12 protein-coding genes are annotated in these 15051 nt (G+C 30.3%); 4 read left to right on the top strand and 8 right to left on the bottom strand.

Features of this window, described 5'->3' with window-relative positions:
• Positions 1 to 98: 98 nt before the first annotated feature.
• The 4 genes from N456_RS21370 to N456_RS21355 all read left to right on the top strand — a co-directional run bounded on the left by N456_RS21370 (position 99) and on the right by N456_RS21355 (position 5499).
• Entirely contained in the window at positions 99 to 695 is a 597-nt protein-coding gene (locus N456_RS21370; protein WP_062061899.1) for a TetR/AcrR family transcriptional regulator, read from the top strand.
• Between the two features lie 240 nt (positions 696 to 935).
• Complete coding sequence (locus N456_RS21365; protein WP_062061896.1) at positions 936 to 3320, top strand: efflux RND transporter permease subunit; 2385 nt, start codon at positions 936 to 938, stop codon at positions 3318 to 3320.
• 31 nt (positions 3321 to 3351) lie between these two features.
• On the top strand, positions 3352 to 4125 hold the full coding sequence (locus N456_RS21360; RefSeq protein ID WP_062061893.1) for an outer membrane lipoprotein-sorting protein: 774 nt from the start codon (positions 3352 to 3354) through the stop codon (positions 4123 to 4125).
• Positions 4126 to 4293: 168 nt separating this feature from the next.
• Positions 4294 to 5499: a hypothetical protein gene (locus N456_RS21355; RefSeq protein WP_148639405.1), complete on the top strand. Its 1206-nt coding sequence runs from the start codon at positions 4294 to 4296 to the stop codon at positions 5497 to 5499.
• A gap of 45 nt (positions 5500 to 5544) precedes the next feature.
• On the opposite strand, the gene N456_RS21350 is transcribed toward N456_RS21355, so the two are convergent.
• The 8 genes from N456_RS21350 to N456_RS21320 all read right to left on the bottom strand — a co-directional run bounded on the left by N456_RS21350 (position 5545) and on the right by N456_RS21320 (position 15047).
• Positions 5545 to 6948: a TolC family protein gene (locus N456_RS21350; RefSeq protein ID WP_062061888.1), complete on the bottom strand. Its 1404-nt coding sequence runs from the start codon at positions 6946 to 6948 to the stop codon at positions 5545 to 5547.
• A 1-nt stretch (position 6949) separates the two neighbouring features.
• Positions 6950 to 8299, bottom strand: a complete 1350-nt coding sequence (locus N456_RS21345; RefSeq protein ID WP_062061885.1) for an HlyD family secretion protein — start codon at positions 8297 to 8299, stop codon at positions 6950 to 6952.
• Between the two features lie 6 nt (positions 8300 to 8305).
• Entirely contained in the window at positions 8306 to 9973 is a 1668-nt protein-coding gene (locus tag N456_RS21340) for a peptidase domain-containing ABC transporter (RefSeq protein WP_062061882.1), read from the bottom strand.
• Positions 9974 to 10004: 31 nt separating this feature from the next.
• The gene (locus N456_RS24655; protein WP_158447947.1) at positions 10005 to 10178 is read right to left on the bottom strand and encodes a hypothetical protein; all 174 of its coding nucleotides are present in this window, start codon (positions 10176 to 10178) and stop codon (positions 10005 to 10007) included.
• A 310-nt stretch (positions 10179 to 10488) separates the two neighbouring features.
• Positions 10489 to 10992, bottom strand: a complete 504-nt coding sequence (gene tssO, locus N456_RS21335) for a type VI secretion system TssO (RefSeq protein ID WP_062061879.1) — start codon at positions 10990 to 10992, stop codon at positions 10489 to 10491.
• Between the two features lie 37 nt (positions 10993 to 11029).
• Positions 11030 to 12187 (bottom strand): hypothetical protein, encoded by a 1158-nt coding sequence (locus tag N456_RS21330; protein WP_062061876.1) that lies wholly within the window; start codon positions 12185 to 12187, stop codon positions 11030 to 11032.
• A 4-nt stretch (positions 12188 to 12191) separates the two neighbouring features.
• The gene (locus N456_RS21325; protein WP_062061874.1) at positions 12192 to 13187 is read right to left on the bottom strand and encodes a PKD domain-containing protein; all 996 of its coding nucleotides are present in this window, start codon (positions 13185 to 13187) and stop codon (positions 12192 to 12194) included.
• Between the two features lie 24 nt (positions 13188 to 13211).
• Positions 13212 to 15047, bottom strand: coding sequence for a type VI secretion system baseplate subunit TssF (locus N456_RS21320; RefSeq protein WP_062061871.1), 1836 nt, complete (start codon positions 15045 to 15047; stop codon positions 13212 to 13214).
• Positions 15048 to 15051 lie beyond the last annotated feature (4 nt).

Genomic DNA, 15051 nt, shown 5'->3' with positions numbered 1-15051 from the left:
TTTTTTATGAGTAAGTTTAGTTTAAAGAAAACTTTAACATTAAAAAATTTGTTTAGGTAGACGACTGGTCATACTTTTGTTTCTTCAAAATAAAAATAATGTCAAAAACTAGTAAGCATGAAATCAAATCTGATTACCTTTTAGAAAAAGGTATGGAGATTATTTGGTCGAAAGGTTATAATGGTACTAGTGTTAATGATATTGTAAAAGCAGCTGAAGTGCCTAAAGGTTCTTTTTATTTTTATTTTGATAGTAAGGAGGATTTTGCAATTAAGGCTTTGAATAAATATTTTACTATGCAATTTACTCCAGCACTTACTGTTTTACATGATAAATCACTTTCTGCAAAACAGCGACTTATAGATTTTTATGAATATCGAATCGAAGTAATAAAGAAAGAATTAGAGTGTAAAATGGGTTGCATGGGATGTAATCTGAGTAATGAAATGTCAGAGCATAATGATAACATAAGAGAAGCAGTACTAAAGATAAGTAATTTAGTGAAATCTGAGATTATTAGTGTTGCTCTAGAAGCCCAAGAAAATGGAGAAATAGCTCCTTCTATTAATGTGCCAGATATGGTAGCATTTATAGAAGATGCAGGAAAAGGAGCAATGACAACTATGAAAGAAACTAAAAGTGCTTACCCTGTAGATAATTTGATGAATATGGTTAAAAAAATATTCTTGGATTAATTTTTTTTTTTAAACATCTATAGCCGACTGGTCAATTATTAATATCAAGCTACTTTAATTATAAAGTATAGTTTAGTAAACAATTATTTATTATAGTCGACCGGTCAACTGTATTTTTAAATAAAACACTGAGAATATGTCCAAATAAGTATACATGAATTGTTTAAATATAAATCACACAAAATGTATCAAATCGATTTATAAATAAAAAAATCGACTGGTCAACTAACTACACATACTATGAATGAAACAAAAAAAATCAGTAGTATTACAAATTCGTTTGCAAGAAAATGGGCCGAATTTGTAATCAAATTTAAATGGCCTGTACTAATCATTACTTTGGGTATAGCTCTGGGTCTAGGCTCTCAGGGTAATATGGAGTTTGATGGGGATTATCATGTGTTTTTTAGCGAATCTAATCCTGAGTTAGAAGCTTTTGATGCACTACAAGATAAGTATACTAAAGATGATAATATTGTCATTGTGCTTACTCCTGATAATGGAAATGTCTTTACAAAAGATAATCTAACTGCTATTGAAGAACTTACTACTGAATCGTGGAATACTCCTTATTCTTCTAGAGTAGATGCGGTTACAAATTTTCAGCATACGAGTGCTCAAGGGGATGATTTATATGTAGATGACTTGGCATATGAATCTACTTTGAAAACGGATACAGAAATTATAGAGATTAAAGAAAAGGCATTAAAAGAACCTCTTTTGGTTAATCGTTTGATTAATAAAAAAGGAAGTGTAACAGCGGTTAATATTACAGTACGATTACCAGGAGAAGATAGTGCCAAAGAAATTCCAGAAGTAACCGCTTTTGTGCGTAAAACTATTGCTGATTTTCAAGAAAAACACCCTAATTTTCAGGTACATTCATCGGGATTAGTTCCTCTTAATACTGCATTTTTTGAATCTTCTATGAGGGATATGATGCTGACAATGATTATGTTAATTATTGTAGTCATTACTACTTTAGTCCTAACTAGAAACTTTTTTAGCACATTCGTTACACTAATAGTAGTACTGTTTTCTATTATAAGTGCAGTAGGTTTTGTAGGGATTACGGGTATTAAACTTACGCCTCCTTCTTCTGTATTTCCTACAATGATACTCACATTGGCTGTTGCAGATAGTATTCATATTTTGATTACAATGCTTCAAAAAATGCGTAAAGATGGTTACACAAAAAATGAAGCTCTTGTAGAATCTATGCGTCTTAATTTTATGCCTGTTTTTATTACTAGTTTGACTACAGTAATAGGGTTTTTAACCATGAATTTTGGTGATGTACCTCCATTCTGGCATTTAGGAAATATTACAGCTTTTGGGATGACAATGGCCTTTTTGTATTCTACAACTGCATTGCCTGCACTTATGGCAATATTACCAGTAAAAGTTAAAGAAAAGAAAAGTACTTCTGTTAGTAAATTAGGATGGTATACAAATCTAGGACATTTCGTAGCTAAACAACCAGTAAGATTAGCAGTAGTATCCTTTATTATTATAGGTCTTTTTACATATTTGGCTACAAAAAACCAATTTAATGATGAGTTTATTAATTATTTTGACGAAACAGTTCAATTTAGAAGTGATACAGACTATATAAGTGAAAACCTTACAGGGATTTATAATGTTGAGTTTTCTGTAGGAAGCGGAGAAAGTGGAGGAATTAATAATCCAGAGTATCTTAAAAATCTTAATAATTTTGAAAATTGGTTAGAGGAGCAACCAGAAGTAATTCATGTCAATGCATTTAGTGAGGTAGCAAGAAGAGTAAATCGGTCAATGCATGGTGATAACGAATCTTTTTATCGAGTGCCAGATAGCCGAGAAGAAGCAGCACAATATCTATTACTATATGAGCTTTCTCTACCATTTGGATTAGATCTAAATAATCAAATTAATGTAGATAAATCAGAAAGCCGAGTAACAATAACATTACAAAATATTTCTAGCGCAGAGATGATTGCTTTCTCAAAAAGAGCAGAGCGATGGTTGCAAAATAATACTCCAAAACCAATGCATGCCATTGGGGTGAGTCCTACCTTAATGTTTTCAAAATTAGGGTTTAGACAAGCTGATAGTATGCTTAAAGGGAATATAATTGCATTATTACTAATCTCTTTGGTATTAATGTTTGCATTAAGAAACTTTAAACTAGGGTTACTAAGTATCATCCCTAATGTAACCCCTGTTTTTATTGGATTCGGTTTTTGGGCGATGTATAAAGCACAAATCAATACAGGAATGGTTATCGTTTTTGGAATGACTTTAGGGATCATAGTAGATGATACAGTACATTTTATGAGTAAGTTTCTACGAGCACGTAGAGAATTAAGATATGATGCAAAACAAGCTGTTATCTATGCTTTTGAAACAGTCGGGAAAGCATTAGTGACCACTACGATTGTATTACTATCAGGATTTGCAGTACTATCAACCTCATCATTTGCCTTAAATAGTTATATGGCAAGAATTACAGTAATTATTATTCTGTCTGCATTGATTATTGATTTTATACTACTTCCATCATTATTAATACTTATCAGTAAAAAAAGTGAAGTTAGAGTACCAGAAAAAGAAATAATAGAATCACAGATACAACTAGATAAATAAGTACATAAAAACAATAAGAAATAATAGTATTATGAAAAAATTAATTATAGCTGGGATAGCATTATTAAGCATCACATCATTAACAGCTCAGAATGCAGAAGAACGCGGTTTACAGATTGCTAAAGCTGCAGATAAAGCAGATCAGGGTTTTAATAGTTCTATTGTAAATTTAAAAATGACTCTAAAAAATAAAAATGGGCAAACCAGTGAGCGTTTATTAGTTACAAGAACTCTAGAACAGACTACTGATGGTGATAAATCATTGATAGTTTTTAATAGCCCTAAAGATGTAAAAGGAACCTCTACGTTAACATTTACACATAAGGTTGGATCAGATGATCAGTGGTTATTTCTACCATCGATAAAAAGAGTAAAAAGAATATCGTCTAATAATAAATCAGGACCTTTTGTAGGTAGTGAGTTTGCTTACGAAGATCTTTCTTCTCAAGAAATAGAAAAGTATAGTTATAAATTTCTAGAAGAAAAAGGAAATCTTCTGATTGTAGAACAAGATCCTGTTGATCCCAAATCAGGATATACCAGACGTATTGTTACGTATAATAAAGATAAAAAATATCGTATAGAGAAAGTAGAGTTCTATGACCGTAAAAATGCATTGTTAAAAACACTAAAATATAGTGAGTATAAATTGTATAAAGGAAAATTCTGGAGGGCATTATCAATGAATATGGTAAACCACCAAAGTAATAAGGAGACCTTATTAAAATTTAGTGACTATAATTTTAAGGCAGATCTTTCTGATGAAGATTTTACTCAGGTAGCTCTTAAACGAGCAGGCCAATAGTATCTTAATTGTACATGCACAGAGCTAAGTTTGTTATATCCCGAGGAGTAGTTTTTGGTTATTATATTATTAGTTAATTTCTCAGTTCTGTGCTTTTTTTATATCAATTAAAATATTGAGTATGATTCTTTATGTAACAAAGAGATCAAGGAATAAAAAAATAAATACATGAATATTAAATTTATATATTATATAGTATTATTATGTAGTACTACTATTATGTATGGTCAAAATGATGATTCAAAAAAAATACAGCACGAGTTTGAGCTAGAGTTAGAAGGAGAGTATCGATATTTTTATGACGCTCCTCTTTTTAAAGGACAAGAAGATCATTTTCCTTCTCTAGCGATACGCCCAGAGTATAAAGCAACATGGAATAAGGGGTACGAAAGTATTAATTTTAAAGGATTTCTTAGATTAGATGTAGATGATAAACGTACACATTGGGATATACGTGAATTGTATTATCAAAAAGCTAAAAATAACTGGGAATTGAATCTAGGAATTAAAAAAGTATACTGGGGTGTAACCGAAAGTAACCATTTGGTAGATATTATCAATCAAACTGATGCGGTAGAAACTTTTGATGGTGAAGAAAAATTGGGGCAACCAATGGCGCAATTTACTTGGATTACTGAAAACTATGGTACATTCGATTTTTTTTATCTGCCGTATCACCGTAAACGTACTTTTGCCAGTGAAAAAGGTAGATTACGTTTTCAGAGTATCATTGATAAAGAAGCGATAAAATATGAAAGCGATGCAGAAGAGTGGAGACAAGATATAGCATTGCGATGGAAACATTATTTTGATATAGTAGATATAGGTCTCTCTCATTTTTATGGAACAGGTAGAGAGCCTTTTTTTTCCTTTGATGCTACAGGAAATATCAATGCTTTCTATCCTATAATAAACCAGACTGGTATAGATTTACAAGTTACGCACGATGCTTTTTTATGGAAACTAGAATCTATTTATCGTAGTGCAGATATACAAGATTTTTTTGCATTGGTAGCAGGTTTAGAGTATACGTTCTCTAATATCGATACTAATGGATTAGATATAGGAATATTAGGAGAGTACCTATATGATGAACGAGATGAATTAACACTTAATTCTCTACAAAATGATGTTTTTTTAGGGAGTCGTATTGCTTTTAATGATACCAAAGATACATCTATATTAATAGGAGGAATTACAGACTTAGAATCTAGTAGTACGATCTTTAGTTTAGAAGCATCCAGACGTTTTGGTACTAGTTGGACAGCAGAAATAGAAGCCCGTATTTTTAATGAAATAGCTATAGAAGACAGAGTGCTTTCTAATTTTAAAGAAGATAGCTTTTTTAGATTTTCTATATCTAAGTATTTCTAAGTACTCAGAGTTTAATTTTTATACTGATGTTAAATAAAATTTGAATTAAATATTTTCAGGATTTAGAGCCAGGCTATTAAAAAGCTTGGCTTTTATGGTAAAAAAAGTATTCTTCATTTTAATTGCTTTGAGTTTAGCATCAATTAATTTTTTTTCTCTAGAATTAATTAAGAATAGGGAGCTTTCTCCTAAACTAAATTTACGTTCCTCAGCAGCAAGTAATGCTTCGTAATTTCCAGCAATAGAGGTAACAAGCTCATTTTGGCGTTTTAAAGATTCTAATTCTATATAAATAGATTGTATCTTATTCTTTATAGTTACTTCATTAGTTTTTAAAGCTAGTTTAGCATCTTGTAATTTGTATTTAGCTAATTTTAAATCACCTCTTTCTTTTCTTAAAAAGAGTGGGAATTTAAAACCAATACTTCCTATATAATCAGTAGTATTAAAAGATGAATACGTTTCGGGAGTCTCTGTTAAAAAATTATATTCCAGATTAATTTTTGGTAGTAACTTATTAGCTTTTAGTTTTCGATCCACTTCTAGCCCTTTTATTTTATACATCAATGTCCTTAATTTAGGATGATTTTTAGTGGTAAAGCTATCTATAGATTTTCCTTGTATTTCTAGTACAATATCAATATCTTCTTCTACTATATGATCAGGGATTACATTAGATTGTAATTCTATAGGAGTGTTATTTTCTAGCCATAAAAAGTTAGATAAGATCAAAGATTGCTTCATCAGTTTTATTTTTGATTGCTCTAGGCTAAGTGTTCTATTCTGAAAAACAATTTTAGCTTCTACAGTATCAATTGAAGCTTTATCACCAATTAGAACGCTTTTTTTAATGCCTTCAAAACGTGTTTTGGCATTTGCTAAAAATTGAGAATACATTTCTTTTTCATTATAAACTTTTACCCAATCAAAATATGCTAAAGATGCGTCATAAAGAATTTGATTGATAAGAAGATCTCGACTTGCTTTTGTTTGCTCTTTAAAAATTTTTGCTTTACGCAATGTTGCCATTCGATCATTTATCAATAGTCCCTGCGCAATAGGAATTGAGATACCTGCTTTAAAAAGCCCTTCTTTAGGCACTGTGTTTTGTGGATTTAGAAACAAGCCTTCGTTTTCTTCATAAGCTGCTTTTAGTTCTATTCCATACCAAGTAGGGATTTTAAAAGTTGATTGTAATAAATCATAATATTCCTTTCCTTTAAACGATTTCTTTTTATAAGCAACATCTACTTTAGGGTCAAATCCTCCTCTAGATTTTGTTAAATTAGCCTGACCTATGGCAATGTTTAATTCTGCTTGTTTAGCTATAGGGTGGTACTTTTTTACATATCCTAAATACTCTTTAAAATTTAATGTTTCAGAGTTTGTTTGCTGAGAAAAGAGTAAGGTTGTCCCAAATAACATAAAATACATAATGTATGTTCTCATATTACTTCTTTTTAGGTTTAGTAGTTTTTGTATCGGGCTGATAATAATTTGGAGGGAAACTGTTTAGTTGTCTCCATAGTTCAAACCAAATAGATACATCTTCTAGTAGTGCTATTGTAGTTGCTCCTGAGCCTACATGTATTTTAGGCCATTTTTGAGCATCAGGGTCAGGCGCGATTAAGACCCTGTATTTCCCGTTTTCACTTATAAACGTCTCTATGGCGACAATTTTACCTCCATAAGTACCATAGGAAGCATTTGGCCATCCGCTAAATACGATTGCTGGCCATCCATCAAATTGTACTCGTACCTGCTCACCTATATGTAGTAATGGTATGTCTATAGGTTTAATAAAAGTTTCTACTGCAAGATCATATTCAGAAGGCATGATGTTTACTAATCGTTCTCCTTCTTTAAAAGTCTCTCCTAGACCAGTACGTAGTGTTTTATTAATAAAACCATTTTGTGGAGCTCTGATATAATGCATAGCATTACGCATTTCATAATTGGTATAACTGTTTTCCAATTTTGTAACCTGCGCTTCTGCATTAAACTGATTAGATTGTGCTGTAAATTTATCGCTTTGAGATTTAGAAACCTTATCAGTATATGCAGCCTGTACTCGATTGATTTCTACTTGTGCATTTATAATAGCATTATTGCTAGTCAATAATTTATTTTTGTGAGAGATTAATTTAGCTTGTGTTTCTTGTAATTTTAGACGTTTTGTTTCAACATCAGTTAATGATTTTAACCCTTCTTTTTCTAACTGTGCTACACGCTCATACTGTCGTTTAGCGATACTGATATTTGTTTTTGCAGCTTCTAGATCGATGCTATCGCTTTGTGCTTTTAGTTTTGTTTGTAAAAGCTTGTTTTTAGCTTGTTGTAATTTTAATGACCTTTCATTTATTAAAGCTTTTGTTTGGTTTTCTAGAGCTTGTATTTTATTTTCGTACGAAGTGACAGCCATAGACTTAGCCTTAATTTGTTGACCAGTTCTTTTAACGAGGTTGGGGTCAAAATACTCATTCTTTATTTCAGAAATGAATAATATAGTATCCCCTTTTTTAACAAAATCCCCTTCTTTTACATACCATTTTTCGATTTTCCCTGGGATAGGAGATTGAATTGTTTGCGGGCGTTGATTTGGTTTTAGAGTAGTTATAAAGCCTTTTCCTTTAACATTTTGAGTCCAAGGAAGGAATAATATAATAATTACAGTGACTGCGAATATTTTTAGAAATCGATTAAAATATTTATAGTGCCTCTTATGAAAAACCTTTTGAATAGCACTGTATTTAGAAAGGTCCACTTTTTTGTTTAAAGTATTATGAGAGATATTAAGCATAGCTTTCTATTTTTTACTAATGATTTTACCTTTTTCGATATTGATGACGTTATCACATCTGTCGATCCACTTTTTATTCTGACTTACGATTACTAAAGCCCATGAATTAGAAGAGTCCGTTAAAAAATCCATAACTTTATTAATTTCGGTATCATCAAATTGATCTAGAGGGTCTTTTAATATTAAAAGTTTAGGTTTTCTTACAATACTTCTGGCTAAAACGATTTTTTTGGATATGGTATACGATATCTGCTTTCCTTCTGGATAAAGTATTGTATTTAAACCTTTTGGTTGTTCTTTTACAAATTTGGTTAAACCAATTTTTTCTAGAGCCCAATACACATTCTCCATAGGAATACTAGGGTCTCCAAAAGTCAGGTTTTCTAGAATGCTCCCTTCAAAAGGGGATTCTTCGGTTAATGATTGTCCTAGATGAGATCTATAATAGTTGATATTGATACCTTTAAGATTACTATTGTTTATATAAATGGCTCCGTTAACAGGCGCTATAAGACCAGCGATCAAACGTAATAAAGTCGATTTCCCAGAACCATTTGATCCTCGAACTAAGATTTTAGAATTCTTGCTTATAGTAAGAGAGATATTATCAAGGATTTTTGTTGTTAACTCAGGAGTACTATATGATACTTGATCGAGTTCTACTGTAAAACCTTCACTTTCTTTAAATGGTTTTTCTCCTTCTTGTGGTTCTATGTCCTTATCTACAACTTGACCTAATTTTTCTAAAGAAGTTAAAACATCATAAAAAGATTCTAATCCTGTAATCAGTTTTTCTACAGAACCAATAACTAATACTATAATAATTTCTGCGGCTACAAACTGACCAATATTCATCTCTTGGTTGATAACCAAGATTCCTCCTATTAATAAAAGACCAGCAGTAACTAAGACTTTAAAACCAATCATCTGTATAAATTGTAGTACAAGAATTTTAAAATGACTTTCTCGTGCTGCGAGGTATTCAGAAACCAGTGTGTCATTTTTTTGTAATGCTAAATTGGTTTTTCCAGAAAGTTTAAAACTTACTATAGACCTAGCAATTTCTTGTATCCAGTGTGCTACTTTATATTTACTTTTTGATTCTCTTAGGCTAGTTTCAAAACCACGCTTAGCAGTGTACTTAAAAACAATATATACTAATGATAATAATAAAAGACCATAAATAATGAAAAATGGATGATAAAAAGAAAGTAACATTAAACCAAAAATGATTTGTAGAATTGCAGCAGGAAAATCTACTAATATCTTGGCTATTCCTTTTTGAGCAGTTAGGGTATCAAAAAAACGATTAGCAAGTTCTGGAGGGTAATAATTACGTAGTTCACTCATTTGTATTTTAGGAAAACGATATGAAAATTCAAAAGAAGCTCTGGTAAATATTTTTTGCTGAACATTTTCTATAATTCGAATCTGCATTAATTGAAGTAATCCAACAAATAGTACCCCTAATGTAACCAGAACAACTAGAATAACCCATGATGTGCTGATCTGAGCACCCTGTATTAGGCTAATAATAGCCTGAATACCGAGTGGTAATGAAAGATTGACCAATCCTGCAAATATGGCATAATAGAATGTTTGTAAAATATCTTTTTTATCAAGCTTTAAAAGCCCAATCAACCTCTGCCACGCTGTTAAAATGTTTTTAGCCATTAGATGTTATTTATAGAATTAAATACAAGGGTTATAAAATAATTATTAGGATATGTAATGGTATCATTACAGTATTGTTGATGAAGAAAAACGGTCTTTTATAAATTATTGACAAAATTCCTTCTATAATTGTACCTGATAGGCTAGAATGAAAAAGATACTTGTTTTCTATTTCTTTAAACATAAAAATATTCTGTTTTGTCATTTTTTTACTTAAGAGTTAATGATTTTGGATCTCTACTATAAGTTTTATCAGTAATGCTAACTTTTAGATTTTAAAATAGATAGTTCATGTTTGCATCAAAAATAATAGTAATACTATTAATATTTAATAGTTTAACTTTTGTTTAACAAAGGTGCTATCTAAGCACTTGTAAAATGAATGTGTAATGGGATGTGTTTTTTGATATTGTAAATCCAAAAAAAAACCACTATAGTTTAGATCAACTATAGTGGTTTTTGTAGTATCAGATATACTTCGGACTATAAAAAACGAAGTAATTGTATTTTTGTTTCTAACGTCTTAAAGCATCAAGATATCTATTTGCTTTATCTAACTCTTGATTAACACGATCTAACTCATCTTCATATTCTTCTAGTTGAGCATCTACATTATCAAACTCTTTTAATTTTGTTTTTAAACCTTGTAAATCTACAAATGATTTTACAACGTTATTGTACATATCATAGCGATATGTAGAATCTTCTTTAGGAATTGATTTTTGTAAATCAACAATCTTAGAGTTAATTAATGCGTTAATATATTGTATGTTTTGTCCAGGAGTATCTAGAGAATCTAATAAAGAACGTATTGTTATCATCTCATCTGAGAATTTTTCCTGAAATTTTATTTCTTTTTGCACTGCCACAGATTGTTCTCTAAGTACTGAGTTTTCTTTTAGAGGTATTCTATCAAAATCAAAAAAGAAAGCAATAACAATTAGTGCTGCGGTAAAAACAAATAATAATGAAAATTTTAATATACTATTTCTTCTTTCTTTATTGTTTTTAGGTTTCATTTTATTTTTTTTACAAGGTTTATTTTAGGGATCGTTATTAATCTAACAAGAAACTACGTCTATTTTTTATATCCTGTTTTGCAATCACTTCTTCTTTTACAAATATATTAGAATCTGATTTTTTTCCAATATAATCTAATTCATTTAATTTTTTAAATAAAGTTAGCATCAGTTTTGTAAAATTAGAGACATCATTTAGTGATTTATTAATGTCTGTATGTTGGTAATCTAATGCAATCATCTCCACTAGGACATTTTCAAGAGCACCTTGTTTTAGATCACACCAGTCAGAAAGGTAATTTACGAGTTCTTCTTTTCCTGTGCCTACATAAGCATCGATACTATTTTTAATAATTCTGGCAAGAGAGATTAGCCTAGAGATCATTAGTACTGGAGCTGCATGTTTATCGTTGAGTCTAAACTCAGATATCATTCCTCCAATATATTGAATTACATTTTGAGAAAGAGAAAGCACCATTCTTGCTAAATCATTAGATTGTTTCTTTTGGTAAATCTTTTGTATAATATTTATAGAATACTTCTCTACAGCATTAAAAAAGGAACCAATTTCTGAGTATATATATATAAGATCCTGATGGCTTTGTATGGATGTACAAGGAGGAATAAAATCTTCTGCTAAAGAAGGTATCCCCTCTGTAAAAATTATTTTACCTATCGTAATATGGTATTTTCCAAATTCTTCTCTAGTAACTTCGACTTTCCCTACAATATTAAGAGTGTATTCTGGAAGCGCATAAGGATGTCTTGGAGGCTCTTCTTCTGGAAACGAATCGCCTATAGGGATTCTTTTATAGGGATCTACCTTTAGAACAATATAACATTCTTCATCTTCAACATTAGCGATATACTCAGCTTTAATTAAGGTTCCGTTTTTTTCTAAAAAAGAAGAAATCTCAGGTGTTATATGAATAAGATGTCCTCCCGCAGTAATAGCACTGCACTTAGTTAGTTGTACGCTAATTGTATCTTGCCCATCAATAGAAAAAGACATTTTTACGGCTTCTTCTGTTATTAATCCAGGGAATAAACCGTAATTAATAGCATTGATATTCTGGGAACCAATGATTTGAGAAAATTGAGTAAGTGCATTTTCACTCTGTATAAAATGACTTTTATTAATTTTCATACCATCAATCCAATTAACGCGATGGTGATTTTTATTTTTTAATTCCATAGTATTAAAATAAACCTGATTTAGAATATTGTACAGTAATATATTCTATACAATTAGTTTTCTTATTTCTAAAAATCTCTAGTTCTTTAATTTTAATATTTTTACCTCTGATTTTGTCGCAAAAATCAATAAAATTAGTCTTCTTTCCTCTTGCAGTCATAGGCATCTGTAAGTTGTCACATAGATATTCACTAAAATCTTTAGCACTAGCTTTCTTATTAGAAACTAATATAAGCTTAAGCTTAAAATCATTATTTTTAATATTTGGAGCTCTAAACTCTGTTTTTGGAGCATTATTAAGCTTTACGGTTGTAGGAGCATATTTGATAAGAGAAGACGCATCTTGGCGCTTTCGGATTCTTCTTTTTGGTTTAGTATCCTTTTTTACAGATGGAAGTACTTTTATTTTTTTCTTTGTTCCATATCTAGGATCACCGTTAACAACAAGAGTGATTGTTTTTAATCCAGCCGATTCATAGATATAATTTGGATTCTTTTTATCAGAATTCACTTCTGCAGTTTCTCCAAATCTCCATTCCCATTTAACAGCACCTTTAGTTTCATCTTTTAATTTTAATACTTGACCAACTTTTATAGAATTTGGAATTTTAAACTTTGCTAATTTGGTAGAATCAAGGATAAAAGCTTTTTCCTTTATAGTAAGTGTTGTAATATTCTCACATTTACCATTAATAGTTAGTTTTACATCATATTTCCCCGCTTTTTCATATGTATGAAATGGAGTAGCTCCTACACGTGTTTCAGTGCTATCTCCAAAATCCCATTCTCTTTTAGTAGCTCCTTTGGTATGGTCTTTAAATCTAATAATTTCTCCAGCTCTATAATTTTTTGCAGTTATATCAAAATCAATAATATTGCATGGTGTGTAATTAGCATATTTAAAGGCAAAAACTGTAGCTGTTACCAAAAATGTAATGATAAAGAACAGCATAATACTTTTGTCGATATGACTATTTTTTAAGTTATCAGATGTTTCCATTGTTCTTTTTTTTCAAAATATAAATTAATTTATGATTGTTATATAGTAAGGAAAAACATTTAATGATTGTTTTTCTAATACAGATAAAATATTACTTTTTATAGATTCCCATTCTAATTCAGAAGTCTTAATTCTTTTACTTACTGTAAGCAGTATTTCTATAGAAGGAATTAGACCTTTATTTGCTTTTATATTTGTTTTAAACCCTTTTCTAATGGTTATTTTTTCTATTTTATCACCGCATAATTCATAACATAGTGCTTTTACATCTTCTTTGGTTACGATTCTATTTCTGGATAATAGTGCTCTTCTATACGTATATAGACGCTCATCCATGGTTAAATTGTTTTTTCCTTGAAAAGTAGGGGTGAGAAAAAAACCTCCTTTTTGTTTCAGGTCAGTTCCTTTGTATATCTCTAAAGTACTTCCTGGTTTTATTTGATTAGCTTTTTCACCGTTAGTTGTCCAATATTCTAATAAAAGAGAATCTTTTTTGTTGTAAGGTTTAATAGAAACATAGTTTGTTTCTACGGTTGCCTTATCCATATCAAACAATTTCTTCTCTAAAGCTGCAATGTTTTGATTTAATTCATTAATATTAGTTTGTAAAAAATCATTTCCATAGATAGAGAAACCAGCACTTTCATCTTTTAGTAACCCTATAAGATGTAGTAAATATTCTTTAGCTTTTCTAGAGTCGAGTTTACCAACATTATCCCTTCTGATAATATACGTTCCTTTTTCTTCATGTTCAGAATCATTTTCTCTTAGCTTATAGGTTTTACCTTCAGTATTAATAACAGTTTTTATATCTAAAAATAAATCCATAGTACTTAAAGGTATAATATCAATATAGTCTTTAAGTTGAAAAGATACACTCTCTAATTTCCTGTTTAATATAGGAAACGCATTAAAGGTACTGTATATGTTTTTTAAAACAGTATTATCAATAATACGAGGAAAAACTACTTTAATCCAATTATATTCATGAAGTTCTTCATGATTTTTTATATCTATAAATTTAGTAAATTCCTGAGGAATCTTACCTTCATTTTGTAATGAAATATTTGATTTAATAGTTAAAAAATGCCTTTCATACGCTTTTTTAACCTGACTTTCAATGTTTTTTGTTTTATTTGGTTTGAGCGAGAATATAGATTCTATCTGTATTCGATCAGAATCTCTACTGTTATAATAACCAGAAACGACATCAATTAATGTATCGTTATAATAGATATTAGCATGCTGTAAGTGGTGATAAAATAAATCAGTATCCTGTACATCTAATAATTCAAAAAAAAGCGAAGTGTCTTTTAATGAAATATGTTCATGCTCTGTTTTAATCCCCAGATATATTGTGGATTGAGGTAGGGGAGATGTGTCTTTAAGAGTAAGAGGAACATTAGATACAGAGCGACCTTCAATTTCATACATTTCTGTACCGCAGATCATATGAGAAATATGTGTGTCTACTAATTTAGTGTCTTGTACCGCAGAGAAAAAAAGATTCTGTTCTTCTTGTTCTGCATTTCGGGTTTTTATTTTTTTCTTATAATAGAATAAATGTTCTGGTGTAATATTTATAGTAACATCCGTTGGCTCTGCTACAGCGATGGCATGAGCAGGTCGTGCACCATATAGTGTTTCAGGAGTCATTATTTGTAGCAATCGCTCAGTAACTCTTGTTTGAGAATTATTAATTTCTCCTGATATTTTGGCTATTTCTGAAGCACAGGCGCCAATAAGTAATGATACAATAGGATCAAAAGAACTTTCTATCTCATTAGGAGAAACTCCCCAAAGAGATGCAGCTTTTTTGATCATTCTATTTTTAACCTGTGTTTTGTTTTCTATCTCCATAAAT

The sequence above is a fragment of the Aquimarina longa SW024 genome (assembly GCF_001401755.1).
GTDB classification, from domain to species: Bacteria; Bacteroidota; Bacteroidia; order Flavobacteriales; family Flavobacteriaceae; genus Aquimarina; species Aquimarina longa.
The sequence above is the reverse complement of the archived record's forward strand: the minus strand, read 5'-3'. Positions and strand labels throughout refer to the sequence as shown.

Excerpts from the sequence above, each read along its gene's own strand:
- N456_RS21370 (WP_062061899.1), top strand. The coding sequence starts at position 99 with ATGTCAAAAACTAGTAAGCATGAAATCAAATCTGATTACCTTTTAGAA.
- N456_RS21365 (WP_062061896.1), top strand. The coding sequence starts at position 936 with ATGAATGAAACAAAAAAAATCAGTAGTATTACAAATTCGTTTGCAAGA.
- N456_RS21360 (WP_062061893.1), top strand. The coding sequence starts at position 3,352 with ATGAAAAAATTAATTATAGCTGGGATAGCATTATTAAGCATCACATCA.
- N456_RS21355 (WP_148639405.1), top strand. The coding sequence starts at position 4,294 with ATGAATATTAAATTTATATATTATATAGTATTATTATGTAGTACTACT.
- N456_RS21350 (WP_062061888.1), bottom strand. The coding sequence starts at position 6,948 with ATGAGAACATACATTATGTATTTTATGTTATTTGGGACAACCTTACTC.
- N456_RS21345 (WP_062061885.1), bottom strand. The coding sequence starts at position 8,299 with ATGCTTAATATCTCTCATAATACTTTAAACAAAAAAGTGGACCTTTCT.
- N456_RS21340 (WP_062061882.1), bottom strand. The coding sequence starts at position 9,973 with ATGGCTAAAAACATTTTAACAGCGTGGCAGAGGTTGATTGGGCTTTTA.
- N456_RS24655 (WP_158447947.1), bottom strand. The coding sequence starts at position 10,178 with ATGACAAAACAGAATATTTTTATGTTTAAAGAAATAGAAAACAAGTAT.
- tssO (WP_062061879.1), bottom strand. The coding sequence starts at position 10,992 with ATGAAACCTAAAAACAATAAAGAAAGAAGAAATAGTATATTAAAATTT.
- N456_RS21330 (WP_062061876.1), bottom strand. The coding sequence starts at position 12,187 with ATGGAATTAAAAAATAAAAATCACCATCGCGTTAATTGGATTGATGGT.
- N456_RS21325 (WP_062061874.1), bottom strand. The coding sequence starts at position 13,187 with ATGGAAACATCTGATAACTTAAAAAATAGTCATATCGACAAAAGTATT.
- N456_RS21320 (WP_062061871.1), bottom strand. The coding sequence starts at position 15,047 with ATGGAGATAGAAAACAAAACACAGGTTAAAAATAGAATGATCAAAAAA.